This is a genomic window from Secundilactobacillus folii, from assembly GCF_009720675.1.
Taxonomy (GTDB): domain Bacteria; phylum Bacillota; class Bacilli; order Lactobacillales; family Lactobacillaceae; genus Secundilactobacillus; species Secundilactobacillus folii.
The window spans coordinates 253,742-266,925 of record NZ_WNJO01000001.1 but is presented as its reverse complement, the minus strand read 5'-3'; the positions used below and the strand labels follow the sequence as shown (position 1 = coordinate 266,925).

12 protein-coding genes are annotated in these 13,184 nt (G+C 46.3%); 9 read left to right on the top strand and 3 right to left on the bottom strand.

The window, feature by feature from the left end:
* Window positions 1-138 precede the first annotated feature (138 nt).
* From GM612_RS01205 to GM612_RS01175, 7 genes are all read left to right on the top strand, one after another.
* Window positions 139-480: a hypothetical protein gene (locus tag GM612_RS01205; protein ID WP_343031735.1), complete on the top strand. Its 342-nt coding sequence runs from the start codon at window positions 139-141 to the stop codon at window positions 478-480.
* 75 nt (window positions 481-555) lie between these two features.
* Window positions 556-1,515: a 50S ribosomal protein L11 methyltransferase gene (gene prmA, locus GM612_RS01200; protein WP_155430545.1), complete on the top strand. Its 960-nt coding sequence runs from the start codon at window positions 556-558 to the stop codon at window positions 1,513-1,515.
* Window positions 1,516-2,250 (top strand): 16S rRNA (uracil(1498)-N(3))-methyltransferase, encoded by a 735-nt coding sequence (locus GM612_RS01195; RefSeq protein ID WP_155430544.1) that lies wholly within the window; start codon window positions 1,516-1,518, stop codon window positions 2,248-2,250.
* Window positions 2,251-2,320: 70 nt separating this feature from the next.
* Window positions 2,321-2,650, top strand: a complete 330-nt coding sequence (locus GM612_RS01190; RefSeq protein WP_155430543.1) for a hypothetical protein — start codon at window positions 2,321-2,323, stop codon at window positions 2,648-2,650.
* A gap of 4 nt (window positions 2,651-2,654) precedes the next feature.
* The gene (locus tag GM612_RS01185; protein WP_155430542.1) at window positions 2,655-4,892 is read left to right on the top strand and encodes a RelA/SpoT family protein; all 2,238 of its coding nucleotides are present in this window, start codon (window positions 2,655-2,657) and stop codon (window positions 4,890-4,892) included.
* Between the two features lie 120 nt (window positions 4,893-5,012).
* Window positions 5,013-5,459, top strand: a complete 447-nt coding sequence (gene dtd, locus GM612_RS01180; RefSeq protein ID WP_155430541.1) for a D-aminoacyl-tRNA deacylase — start codon at window positions 5,013-5,015, stop codon at window positions 5,457-5,459.
* 25 nt (window positions 5,460-5,484) lie between these two features.
* Entirely contained in the window at window positions 5,485-6,129 is a 645-nt protein-coding gene (locus GM612_RS01175; RefSeq protein WP_155430540.1) for an HAD-IA family hydrolase, read from the top strand.
* Here GM612_RS01175 and GM612_RS01170 read toward each other — a convergent pair.
* Window positions 6,123-6,956, bottom strand: coding sequence for a fructosamine kinase family protein (locus tag GM612_RS01170; RefSeq protein WP_155430539.1), 834 nt, complete (start codon window positions 6,954-6,956; stop codon window positions 6,123-6,125). The genes GM612_RS01175 and GM612_RS01170 overlap by 7 nt on opposite strands.
* A 31-nt stretch (window positions 6,957-6,987) precedes the next feature.
* Entirely contained in the window at window positions 6,988-7,836 is an 849-nt protein-coding gene (locus GM612_RS01165; protein WP_155430538.1) for an N-acetylmuramoyl-L-alanine amidase family protein, read from the bottom strand.
* A 359-nt stretch (window positions 7,837-8,195) separates the two neighbouring features.
* Between GM612_RS01165 and hisS the strand changes: the two genes are divergently transcribed.
* Together hisS and aspS are read left to right on the top strand one after the other, a co-directional pair.
* On the top strand, window positions 8,196-9,482 hold the full coding sequence (gene hisS, locus GM612_RS01160; protein ID WP_155430537.1) for a histidine--tRNA ligase: 1,287 nt from the start codon (window positions 8,196-8,198) through the stop codon (window positions 9,480-9,482).
* Between the two features lie 352 nt (window positions 9,483-9,834).
* On the top strand, window positions 9,835-11,622 hold the full coding sequence (gene aspS, locus GM612_RS01155) for an aspartate--tRNA ligase (RefSeq protein WP_155430536.1): 1,788 nt from the start codon (window positions 9,835-9,837) through the stop codon (window positions 11,620-11,622).
* A 235-nt stretch (window positions 11,623-11,857) separates the two neighbouring features.
* Here aspS and GM612_RS01150 read toward each other — a convergent pair whose 3' ends face one another.
* The gene (locus GM612_RS01150; RefSeq protein ID WP_425500319.1) at window positions 11,858-13,150 is read right to left on the bottom strand and encodes an MFS transporter; all 1,293 of its coding nucleotides are present in this window, start codon (window positions 13,148-13,150) and stop codon (window positions 11,858-11,860) included.
* Window positions 13,151-13,184 lie beyond the last annotated feature (34 nt).

Below are 13,184 nucleotides of genomic sequence, written 5' to 3'. Positions count from 1 at the left end.
ATTCATTGACATTTTAATGAAAGTCCGGTAGTATAGTCTTTTTAAAAGCAGAGTGGACTGGTTTTCTGTTGATTATCGGCTAAGTATGCTATCATATAAATAATAGTGAATTACGAGATATGTAGTAACCGTTGGGAGGTGATTACCGTGCTTAATCGAACAAAACAATATCTAAGAAATCGGCAGTACAAATATGAAAAATCTTATATTCGTCCACTGATGACGCCAGAAAGCGTGTACGTTTTCAAATTTGGCCGTGAAGCGCTGAATAATCGGGTAATCATCCGATACAGCCACACGTGGACGGGTCGTCAACGGATCAACGAGATTGATTTAAGACTACACAAACAAAAGCACCCAAGAATTTTTAAAACTGAAAGCGAACTCTTGGAGTATCTGGAGACCCACTTACCGCAACGGGAACGTAAAGAGCGGGAAAAGCTGAAGATCAAAGAAGAGCAGGAAGAGAACGCAAAGTAGCGTTCTCTTTTTTGAAATCAAAGATAACACTGAATGTTTTGTTTCAATATTAAAAATGATGTGAGGAGATTTTGCATGGACTGGACAGCAGTAACCGTCAAGACAACGAATGAAGCAGTGGAAGCCGTCAGTAATATTCTAATGGAACATGGTGCCTCAGGCGTTCAGATTGATGATGCAAAGGACTATGAACAGCTTGAAAAAGTTGATTGGGCTAAAAAAGGTGAGATCGTCAACGTTGACGAGATCCCACACGTGAAAAGCGGAGCAGACGTCACCGCCTATTTTCCAGCAACTATTTTCGTGCCGGAAATTGTTCCCGAAATTAAACAGCAGGTTGCCGAGTTGGTTAAATTTGGGTTAAATACTGGTGCTGGTACAGTCAACACTGATAAGGTTGACGAAGCCAATTGGGCTACTGCCTGGCAAAAATACTATCATCCAGTCCGGGTAACCCGGTTCTTAACCGTCGTTCCCAGCTGGGAAGACTATCAGCCTAAAGTAAAAGACGAACGGATCATTCGTTTGGATCCCGGGATGGCGTTTGGTACCGGGACTCACCCCACCACTAAATTGTCGTTGCAGGCATTGGAAATTATTTTACATGGTGGCGAACGGCTGATTGACGTGGGAACAGGTTCCGGGGTCTTAAGCATTGCGGCTAAGCAGCTTGGTGCTGGTGACATTCGAGCGTTTGATCTTGATCAGGTGGCCGTTGAGTCAGCTGCCAAAAACTTAGCCTTGAATCCGGTTGCCAAAGACGTCAAGGTTACCGCAAACAATTTGTTGACGGGAATCAGTGGTGAAGCTGACGTTATCGTGGCTAATATTTTGGCGGAGGTGATTTTGCCGTTAATTCCACAAGCTTGGTCACTATTGCCAGTCCACGGGTATTTCGTGACGTCTGGTATTATCGCTGAAAAAGTTGACAAAGTGGTCGCCGCCCAGCGCAAACAGGGCTTTAAGATCATACAGACCTTAAAAATGGGTGATTGGTACGGTGTGATTGCTCAAAAACCGGGAGAAGACGATTAAATGCAGCGTTATTTTGTAAAACCAATTTTAAAAACTGGCATGACCTTTGACTTAGATGATAATACTGCCAAACACTGGCTGCAGGTCATGCGTGGTGAGCCGGGTGATGAAGCGGAGTTTGTAGATGGTCAAGAAGACCTGTACCTTGGGCGGTTGAATGAAGACCATCGCGTGCAAGTTGAAAAGGCGCTTGAAACGTACGTGGAACTGCCGGTTCAAGTCACGATTATATCCGGATTGCCTAAGCAGGAAAAGGCCGAATGGATCGTGCAAAAGGCAACTGAAATGGGCGCTGACACGGTGTGCTTTTTTGGCGCCGATTGGTCAGTAGCTAAGTGGCAGCCAAATAAAGTGGGGAAAAAACTGACCCGGCTGCAAAAAATTGCCCAAGGCGCTGCTGAACAGGCACACCGAACGCACATCCCAAGCGTGCATTTTTTTACGACGCTGAAGCAAGCGTTGTCCGAGTTATCCGCTGACCATTTGGTGGTTGCTTATGAAGAAGCGGCAAAGCAGGGTGAACAAGCTAAACTGGTGCAACTATTACATCAAGTGCAACCAGGAGAAAGTATTGCAGCGGTTTTTGGGCCTGAGGGCGGTATCTCACCTGCTGAAGTGCAGTTACTGAGTGAACATCACGCGACGGTAGCCGGTCTCGGTCCACGGATCTTGCGGACCGAAACGGCGCCCCTGTACTTTTTAGCGGCGGTTTCAACGATGCTTGAATTACAGTGATGCAATGCTATCCATACGGTGTAAATAATGCTAAAATATAAGTCATTCATTAAATAAGAGAGTGAAGACTATGACAACGATTTTAAAACGGTTGGGCTGGCCTTACTGGTTACTCAGTCTGGTCCTCGGAATTGGATTTCCAATTATGTTACGCAATCTGGCCATCGGCGGCATGTGGCGTTCTGGGATTATTTACGGGTTGCTTTATTCGGTGATTGCCGGTGTCCTGGGATCCCTGGTTAAACGGCGTGGTGACGCTTGGTGGTTACTGTTTGTGTTACCAATTTTATTTGCGATCGGGGTCTTCTTATCGGGGCCACAGTACGCCATTTATTTTGCAGCGGTTTATTTGTGCATCGGCTATTTATCCTATGGTCTAACCACTAAAAAGGGGGAGTGATCGAATGTCAAGAGAACAAACGTGGACGGCAGAAGACGTTATCGCTGCCGTTTCAAAATACATGAATAAAGATCACGTGGCCATTGTTGAGCGTGCTTATAAGTTTGCCGCGGTTGCTCACCGTGACCAGGTTCGCCAATCTGGTGAGCCCTACATTATGCACCCAACTCAAGTGGCCGGGATCTTAGCTAATCTACGGATGGATCCAACCACGGTCGCTTCAGGGTTCTTGCATGATATTGTTGAAGATACCGGCGTCACTTTAGATGATGTCCGTGAATTATTTGGTGATGACGTGGCGATGATCGTCGACGGGGTCACTAAACTTGGTAAGATCAAGTATAAGTCAAATAAGCAACGGTTGGCAGAAAACCACCGGAAATTGCTGCTAGCGATGTCTAAGGATATTCGGGTCATGATCGTTAAACTGGCTGATCGGTTGCATAATATGCGCACCTTGCAGCATCTGCGGCCTGATAAACAACGGCGGATTGCTAACGAAACGTTGGAGATCTACGCGCCGCTAGCTGATCGATTAGGGATCAGTACGATCAAGTGGGAACTAGAAGATATTTCTTTACGTTATCTGAATCCGCAACAGTACTACCGCATCGTTCACTTAATGAACTCTCGGCGGGATCAGCGGGAAGCCTACATTGCGGAAGCCATTGATGACATTCAAAAAGCAATTGCTGATTTGCACATTGACCCTGAAATCTACGGCCGGCCAAAGCACATTTATTCGATTTATCGTAAAATGCGGGATCAGCATAAACAATTTAGCCAAATTTATGACCTGTTAGCGATTCGGGTCATTGTGAACAGTATTCGCGACTGTTACGCCGTTTTAGGTGCTATTCATACGAAATGGAAGCCGATGCCTGGGCGGTTTAAAGATTACATTGCCATGCCAAAAGCCAATATGTATCAATCGTTGCACACCACGGTTATCGGACCAGAAGGCCGCCCGCTTGAAGTTCAGATTCGCACCGAAGAGATGCACCGGGTCGCTGAATATGGGGTTGCCGCTCACTGGGCATATAAAGAAGGCATGACGGATAAGGTTCGCGAAACCAATTCTGGCAATAAGTTGAACTGGTTCAAGCAAATTATCGAGTTACAAGAAGATACAGATGACGCTGCCGACTTTATGGACAGCGTTAAGGGCGAGCTGTTTGGTGACCACGTATACGCCTTTACGCCAAAGGGTGATGTGCTAGAGTTGCCTAAGGGTGCTGGTCCGTTGGATATGGCCTACCAGATTCATACCGAGGTTGGCAACCATACTACTGGAGCGACGGTTAACGGCAAAATTGTCCCGTTGGATTACGAGATCAAAAACGGTGATATTGTTGACATTAAAACCTCCTCGAACTCAGCGGGGCCAAACCGAGACTGGTTGAAACTGGTTTCAACTCGGCGCGCTCGCAATAAGATCAAACAGTTCTTCCGGCAAAAAGACCGCCAAAAAAACATTGAACAGGGACGGCAAATTATTGAACAGCAATTGCGAGACTTTAAGTTTGATCCGAAAGCTTTAATGACTAAGGATCAGCTTCAAAAAGTGGTTGACAAGATGCACTACCAACACATTGATGACTTGTTTGCAGCAGTTGGGTTTGGTGACCTGCAACCAGTTGGAGTGGCCAACCGCCTGACTGAAGATGTTCGTCACCAACGTGAAGAACAGCGGCAGCGCCAAGAGGAACATGAACTGTTAGAGGAACATCAGTCGATCGATAACACTGAAACTGAAACCGGTTCGCAGCGCAAGCGTAAGTTGAAGCCTAGTGAAGGTGTGATTATCGAAGGCGTTGACAATCTGCTAGTTCGATTGAGTCACTGTTGTGCACCGATTCCGGGTGATAAGATCGTTGGCTATATCACTAAGGGCCGTGGTGTGTCTGTCCACCGGTCGGATTGCCCTAACGTGGCGCATGCTGAAGCCAATGGCGAACGCTTAGTGGATGTTTACTGGGATAACCCCCATGACACCACGGCAATGTTCAACGCTGACCTCGAGATTCAAGGGTACAACCGAAACGGCCTTTTAAACGAAGTTTTGCGGGTCGTGAACAGTACCACCAAGCAACTGAACGTGGTCAACGGCCGGGTTGACCATAATAAGATGGTGACCATCTCGATTTCACTGGGGATTCGAAATGCCGAACAGTTAGAGCGTTTGATGGATAACCTAAAGAATATTCAAGACGTTTACGTTGTTAAACGCCCATTTAGATAATCATAGAAATGAGTATCGAACGAGACTTGTAAGCTGGACAAAATTAATTTGGTGTGATCAATTTAGTTTGTCCATTTAAGACGCGGTTGAACTCATTTTTAATACATAGGAGGATTAACTTTGAGGATTGTATTACAACGAGTGGCCTCAGCACAGGTCACAATCGATCAACGGGTTGTTGGTCAGATCAAGCAGGGCTTTTTGATTCTTTTCGGTGCGGCCGACACCGACGGGGAAGATGAACTGGACTATTACGTGCATAAAATTAGTCATTTACGAATTTTTGCTGATGAAGCTGGCAAGATGAACTTATCGATCAAAGATGTTGGTGGTGAAATTTTATCGGTCTCACAGTTCACTTTGTACGCCGATACTAAAAAGGGCAACCGACCCAGCTTCACTAAGGCTGGCGCTCCAGACCACGCTAAGCAGATCTACGAACGGTTTAACCAGAAGCTTCGAGAGGCTGGTTTGACGGTTGCCACTGGTGAATTTGGTGCCGACATGCAAGTTAGCTTGGTCAATGATGGTCCAGTCACCATTTTATTTGATAGCGATGAGCGCTAAAAAAGAGTACTAAGGAGTAGCAAACATGAAGTACAAGGCATTTTTCTGGGACTTTGACGGAACGCTATTTAATACTTACCCAATTATGGTGCAAGCCTTTATGCAGGCACTGACCATGCAACGCGTTTCGGAAATCGAGCTCGATGAGGTCGCCATCTACGAAACGATGCGACGGCATTCCTTGGGTGCAGCACTAAAGCAGTTCAGCGCGGAGTTTAGCATCGACTCTGAGCGTTTAAACCGCGATTACCGCGCTCTTGAAGCACCGATGATCAAGGCGGCTAAACCCTTCGAGGGGATCGTGCCGCTGATTCAGCAACTTTACGATAACGGCGGTCGGCATTATTTACTGACTCACCGTGACCGCAGTTCGGAACGGTTATTGATAAATGCAGGAATCAAAAAACTGTTCACTGATGAAATCACCAGTGAACAGCCCTTTCCAAGAAAACCGGCTCCAGATTCTTTAAACGCACTGATTGCGCGCAACCATGTGGCCCGTCAAACTGCAATTATGATTGGCGACCGCACGTTAGATGTGGATGCCGGGCATAATGCTGGCATTGCGGGGGCCTTATTTGACCCCGGGCACTTGATCGATGCGACGGCCAGTCATCCAGAAATCAGTGTCACAAACGTTTCTGGACTTGCCGAGGCCCTGCTTCAATAAGCACTCAAAATGCGGTCAACGGAGCCACCGTAAGATTCCCCAAACAGGTTTAGGTGAGCCATCAAGTAGTACAGTTGATACCATGGTAAGCGCTCCTGAAAACCAGCTGCGATCGGGTAGGTGTCGTTATAGCCTTGATAGAATTGTTCGCTAAACCCACCGAAAACGGTCGTCATGGCTAAATCGAATTCCCGGTCGCCATATAACACGTCGGGATCGATCAGCGCTGGTTTACCGTCAGCCGTAAACATCACGTTGCCAGCCCACAGGTCGCCGTGAAGCAAACTTGGTGTGCTGTCATGAGTTTGATAATAGTCGAGAATTATTTGGCAGAGCCGCTGAAAGTGGTTCTGCCGTTTTTGATTCCACAGACCATGGTCACTGGCTCGCTTGGCAAGAACTTCTAGTCGCTGATGAACGTAGAACTCACCCCAGTTTGTTTGCCAGGTATTGATTTTAGGCAGCTTGCCGTCCACGTCATGATCAAAGCCGAAACGGTCGTGATGGATCTGGTGAACGTGAGCGACTAACTGACCGAGGTCGGATTGACTACCACGGCCACTTTCCAGCCAGGAGAGAAGGAGGTAAGCGTCGCCCTCAATTTGACCAGATGCAATCACTTGCGGTACTAGAGCAGCTTGAGAAAGCAGTTTTAAGCCCTCAATTTCATGCTGGTAGAATTGCTGATTCTGATTTGGTTGAACCAGTAAAAAGTAATCTTTAGTTGTGGTTGTCACTTTAAATGCTTCGTTGATATCGCCGCCAGAAACGGGTGTTACGTTAGTGATTGAAGAAATCGGTAACTGTTTTAACCATTCTTGATTCATTTTGTCATAACCTTTCAGAAAAAATCAGGAGCTATTTAGAACTGAAGTAAGCCGCCAAACCGTTGGTAACGTCTTTTGCAACCTGATTTTGATAAGCTGGATCTTTGATCGCTTTAAAATCTTTTGCGGTATTAATGTAGCCCATCTCTAATAGTAACGCCGGCCGCAAATTATCGCGAATCACTTCAAAATTACCAACTTCAACGCCCTTATTAGTTAGTGGCAAACCAACCAAGTGTGAATTGATCGTTCGCGCTAATTTCAGTGAGGTATTGGCGTGATAATAATAGGTTGTAAACCCGGATCCGATATTGTTGCCCGGACTGGAGTCAAAGTGAAAACTGATGAAGGCATCAGCGTGGTTATCGGTTGCCATCTCTGGTCTGGCTCCTAAAGAGACACTCTGGTCACCCGTACGCGTCATAATGACGTGAGCACCGCGTGCCAGCAATCGGTTTCGAACCTTCTTTGCTAGTTGCAAGGTGTAGGTTTTTTCATCGTGTTTTTGGTCAATGGAAAGGGCACCAGAATCACTGCCACCGTGGCCAGGATCTAACACGATCGTTGCTTCCGATAGGTTAGTCGCTGTTTTTAATTTGGCCGTTTGATTGATCAGCCAGCTGGCCACCCACCCAAAACGGTGGTCGTCGTAGCGAATTTTATACCAGTTATCAGTTTTTTTAACGATGTAAACAGATTGCCCCTTTTTCAAAACGGCCTTGGTCTTGTAATTGATGTTTGGTCCCGTGCGGACGTTGATGTTAGCAATGGGGGTTGTCAGTCGGTCTTGGCGAACCGTTTGAAATACAGCGATACCAAGCGTGAGTACGATTGCTAGAGCAATCACGATTGGCGGCCAGTGTTGTTTTAAATACTTCAAGTGTGTAGCCTCGTTTAGTTTTTTTCATTATTATAAAATACTTTGTCACAAAGTTACAGGTTGCAATTGAAAACGTGCTTGACTTTTAAGGTTGAACTGAGTAGTCTTATGGGTAGTTAAATATGTGAAACACCGATGAAAAAGATCAGTAAATGACCCGTGACTTTCAGAAAGTACCTGGATGATGAAAAGGTATAGCAGGCGGGAAGTTGAAGACACTTTTGAGGTGAATAAGTGATTATTCGTGTCCAACGTTATGGATGAGTAAAATTAAGGTGGTACCGTGCCAAGCACCCTTGTGGAAACAAGGGTGCTTTTTATTTTCTTTAACCGTACCGAAAATCAGAAAGGAAGTTACTATGCGTTATCAACGACCAAAGGGTACTGCAGATATTCTGCCGGGTGATAGTCAGCACTGGCAATACGTTGAGTCGGTGGCTCGTCAGGTGTTTAGCAAGTATCGTTTCGAAGAGATCCGGACCCCGTTATTTGAGAACTTTGAAGTTTTCTCAAGGACGTCCGGAGATACTTCCGATATTGTGACCAAGGAAATGTATGATTTTAAAGATAAGGGTGACCGCCACATTAGTTTGCGGCCTGAGGGCACTGCTGGCGTTGTGCGAGCCTTTGTTGAAAACAAGCTTTACGGACCGGAAGTTCAAAAGCCGTTTAAGACCTATTACATGGGTCAGATGTACCGCTATGAACGGCCGCAGTCTGGTCGTCAGCGGGAATTTCATCAGATTGGTGTGGAGGCTTTTGGGTCGGACGAACCGGCCTTAGATGTTGAAGTGATTGCCATGGGGATGGACCTCTTCAAGCACTTCGGCATTTCTAACCTTCGCCTAGCAATCAACACGCTGGGCGATAAGGAGACACGGGATAATTATCGGCAGGCACTGATTGATTATCTGGAACCGCACTTTGATGAGCTGAGTAAAGACTCTCAGGTTCGCTTGCACAAGAATCCGTTGCGAGTGCTTGATAGTAAGGACGAAGAAGACCAAAAGTTTGTGGCTAATGCGCCCTCGATCTTAGATTATTTAACGGCTGATGCTAAGCAGCATTTTGAACGTGTCAAGCAGTTACTGGATGCTCTAGGCATCGACTACGTGGTCGACTCGACAATGGTTCGTGGCTTGGATTACTATAACCACACGATTTTTGAAGTGATGGTCAACTCCAAGGCTCTTGGTCATGGTTATACCACCGTTTGTGCGGGTGGCCGCTACAATGGCCTCGTCAAGGAATTAGGTGGGCCAGAGGTTTCCGGTGTGGGCTTTGGCCTGGGCATGGAACGGCTGCTTCTTTTAATGGAATCAGAAGGCGTTGAATTTCCAGAAGAACACCATTTAGATGCCTATGTCGTGGGGATTAGTGATGCCGCTGACACCGTTACTTTAAAGGTTGTGCAAGCTTTACGGCAGCAAGACTTTTCGGCTGACCGTGATTATTTGGCACGGAAACCAAAGGCTCAGTTCAAAACGGCGGACCGTTTAAATGCCGCATACACACTGACAATCGGTGAAGCTGAGATAGCCGTTTCAACGATCCACGTCAAAAATATGGTTTCCGGAAATGAAGTTTCCGCACCACTAAATGATGTTATCAATGATTTTGCCGGCGTTATCAAAGGCATTGACTAAAAGGCGTCACTTATTAGTGGTTTGATTTAGGCATAATCGCTGTTGTGGCAGTCAATTTTTCAAGTGGCTACCACAACTGCGAGAATCATCTTGCGTCAGTATTTTGCACTGAAAGCTCGAACACAGAAAGAAGGAAGATCTGCTACTGGTTTAAACTAGCCAAAACAGAGCAGGAAGTGCAAGGTTTGAAAGACTGAATACTTTGAACGTTTAAAGTCTGTACCGGCGGCTAACCGGGAATTAACGCTTGTGGACTATTAGGACACTGAAATCGTCAGTCATTGATGGATGGGATAGGAAGAAGCAAGAAGGATCTCTAACAATTTATAAGTTATCAGTAGCAGATAACAGGATGAAGCGAACAACATATGCCGGCCTGGTGGACGAACAGTATTTGGATCAGGATGTCGTCCTCAAAGGTTGGGTTCAAAAGCGTCGTGATTTAGGTGGTTTAATTTTTATCGATTTACGGGATCGGGAAGGTATTGTCCAACTCGTGTTTAGCGAGGAATTCGACAAGGATGCCTTGGCCGTTGCCGACCAGCTTCGAAACGAGTACGTGATCGAGGTTCAAGGTCACGTGGTGCCACGGGCTAAAAACGAAGTGAATACCAAGATGCGAACGGGTAAAATCGAAGTTCGGGTCAGCAAGATCAACTTGTTGAATAAGGCTAAGAACCCGCCATTTTACATTCAAGATGGGATCAACGTATCGGATGAATTACGGTTAAAATACCGTTACTTAGACCTTCGGCGGCCAGAAATGCAACGTGGGCTGTTGATTCGTAACCGCATCACGCAATCCGTTCACAGTTATTTTGATTCTCAGGGCTTCATTGATATTGAAACGCCTGACCTAACGAAGTCAACCCCCGAAGGCGCACGGGACTACCTGGTGCCTTCACGGGTCTATCCGGGTCACTTTTACGCCCTGCCACAGTCCCCGCAACTGTTTAAGCAGTTATTGATGGGTGCCGGTTTTGACCGTTACTACCAAATTGCCCGTTGCTTCCGGGATGAGGATCTACGTGGTGACCGCCAGCCTGAATTTACTCAAATCGACATGGAAACCTCATTTCTTGATGCTGAAGAGATTCAAGATCTCACCGAGGGCTTGATTGCCAAAGTTATGAAAGATACCTTAAACATTGATGTTAAACTGCCATTCCAGCGTCTTGACTGGGATGATTCAATGGCTCGTTTTGGGACTGACCAGCCGGATGTGCGCTTCGGAATGGAACTAAAGGACCTGGGCGATCTCGTTGATGATCTGGGCTTCAACGTGTTCAATAACGTGCTGAAGGACGGCGGTCAAGTGAAAGCCATTGCCGTTCCTGGTGGTGCGGATAAGTACTCACGTAAGGATATCGACAAGTTCGTTGAACACATTGACCGTTTTGGGGCTAAGGGTTTGCCATGGCTCAAAGTGACCGAAGATAACTTTACGGGTCCAATTGCTAAGTTCTTCAAGGATAACGCTGAGCTGTACAAAGCGATCACTGAGCGAACCGGTGCTAAGCCTGGGGACCTGTTACTGTTTGCCTGCGACTCCTCACGGGTGGTTGCGCAAACTTTGGATTACCTGCGTCGGACAATTGCCGAGCAGCTTGGCCTGATCGATGAATCGAAATTTGCCTTTTTGTGGATTGTTAACTGGCCATTATTTGACTACGATGTTGATCTAAAACGTTGGGTACCAGCTCACCATCCATTCACCATGCCAAAGGCTGGTGATGAGCACTACCTTGATGAGGGTGAAGATCCACATAAAGCGTACGCTCAAAGTTATGATATTATCTTAAACGGTTTGGAATTAGGCGGTGGGTCGATCCGGATCCACACCCGTGAACTGCAGATGAAGATGCTCAAGGCTCTTGGGTTTACTAAGGAGCGGGCTGAAAACCAATTTGGCTATCTGCTAAACGCCCTGGATTACGGTTTTCCGCCTCATGGTGGTCTGGCGATTGGGCTGGATCGTTTTGCTCGCTTACTGGCTAAGCGCGGAAACATTCGTGATGTGATTGCCTTTCCAAAGAACTCAAAAGCTGTTGAACCGTTAACTTCAGCACCAACCACCGTTTCTGACAAACAACTTCAAGACCTGCATTTATTTGTCACCAAGGATGATGACGAAAAATAGTCCGAGTCGTTGCTGAACCGGCTAAGTAGACTGTCGTTTGTAAGATGGTCAGAAAATAGGATTACAAGCCTTTTTTAAAATCGAATGAAAAACAAGCGATACCAACTGCATTTCCCAAATGGATTATGTTGATATCGCTTGTTTTTTAATTGAGAGCTAATTATTTCACTGCTGACCTCTGAGAATATGGCCTTAGATTCTAGAAAGATTTAATCATCATTAGTCTAATTCAACCTTATTTAATGGCTTTTTTATCGGTTTCAGGCCCCCAAATCAGGATCACAAAGGCGGCAATTATGGCAAGGACTGCAATGCCATAGTAGAGGAAGGCGGCTGAAAAATTGGTGATCACCAACGCCACAATGGTCGGCATCAAAACGTTTAGTAACTTTGAAATGCCGTTGGCAATCCCTGAACCGCGAAAACGATGACTCGTTTCGAACAGTTCATTGGTATAGATACTAACAACAGTTGCAACTAGGATATAAATTGCAACGGTCAACAGGAATCCGTTTAAAATGATTGCCCAAGTTGCTGTTTCATAAGCGTAGGCAATACCCAGAATGGCCACTGCCAGGAAGCTAATGAAAATTAAGCGTTTACGGCCGGTTCGATCGACTAGCAGTGCGCCGATTGCTGAACCAATTGGTGCTCCGATCATCATAATCGCCGAAAAACCGATCGAACTAACGATACTAATGCCCTGCTTTAGCAGCAGTGTCGGAACCCAAGTGGTGAAGGTGTACTGACATAATAAGGTTGCACTAACGGCGATAATGGCAATTGTCAGTCCCTTAGCAAAACTGATGTGACTGACGGGTTCGTTTTGATCCTGTAATTCACCGTTTTCATAAAGTCCACGAGAGGTCAGTTGTTTAATAATGGCGTTGGCCTCTTCAGTACGTCCCTTTGACAATAACCAGCGTGGCGATTCCGGGAAGTGACGGCGAGCGAACCAAAGAATGATTGCTAAAACGCCAATCAGTAGAAACATTGACCGCCAACCCAGTTTCGGAATCAACAAGGTGGCAATCAAAAGGGTAATCGGTGCGCCACTGTTAGCTACGATAGCGGTCATGCCAGACCAGTGGCCACGCCGCTTGATGGGGGCAAATTCGTTCACGATCGCATAGCTCGTTACGATTTCCGCCCCCAAACCAGTGGCGGCAATTAGCCGAAAAATAATGAGGGTGATCATGTTTGGTGCTATGGCCGACAAAAGGGTAAAGGTTCCAAACAGTAACAAGTTATACTGATAGGCCTTCTTGCGGCCGTAAAAATCGCCAATGTAGCCTGCTAACAGGGACCCCATGAAGAGACCAAGAAAGCCAGCTGATAAAAAGATTGACCCTTGTGAGAGGGTTGCAAAGTGGGTGGCGAGCAACGCACTATTGACCGCACTTGCTATGTACACATCGGCAGCGTCTAACATGATACCGGCACCTGCTAAAGCAAAGACTTTATAAAATAACGGGGTTTCTCGAGCTGAATTCAGTTGCGTTTCCAAACTTAATGCGTTAGAAGCCATAAGCATATCCTCCTTGATATCATTTTCGTCGTAA

Bases quoted from the DNA above. Each gene is read 5' to 3' on its own strand.
- GM612_RS01170 (WP_155430539.1), bottom strand. From the start codon at position 6,956: ATGAATCAAGAATGGTTAAAACAGTTACCGATTTCTTCAATCACTAAC.
- aspS (WP_155430536.1), top strand. From the start codon at position 9,835: ATGAAGCGAACAACATATGCCGGCCTGGTGGACGAACAGTATTTGGAT.
- hisS (WP_155430537.1), top strand. From the start codon at position 8,196: ATGCGTTATCAACGACCAAAGGGTACTGCAGATATTCTGCCGGGTGAT.
- GM612_RS01190 (WP_155430543.1), top strand. From the start codon at position 2,321: ATGACAACGATTTTAAAACGGTTGGGCTGGCCTTACTGGTTACTCAGT.
- GM612_RS01150 (WP_425500319.1), bottom strand. From the start codon at position 13,150: ATGGCTTCTAACGCATTAAGTTTGGAAACGCAACTGAATTCAGCTCGA.
- GM612_RS01175 (WP_155430540.1), top strand. From the start codon at position 5,485: ATGAAGTACAAGGCATTTTTCTGGGACTTTGACGGAACGCTATTTAAT.
- GM612_RS01195 (WP_155430544.1), top strand. From the start codon at position 1,516: ATGCAGCGTTATTTTGTAAAACCAATTTTAAAAACTGGCATGACCTTT.
- prmA (WP_155430545.1), top strand. From the start codon at position 556: ATGGACTGGACAGCAGTAACCGTCAAGACAACGAATGAAGCAGTGGAA.
- GM612_RS01185 (WP_155430542.1), top strand. From the start codon at position 2,655: ATGTCAAGAGAACAAACGTGGACGGCAGAAGACGTTATCGCTGCCGTT.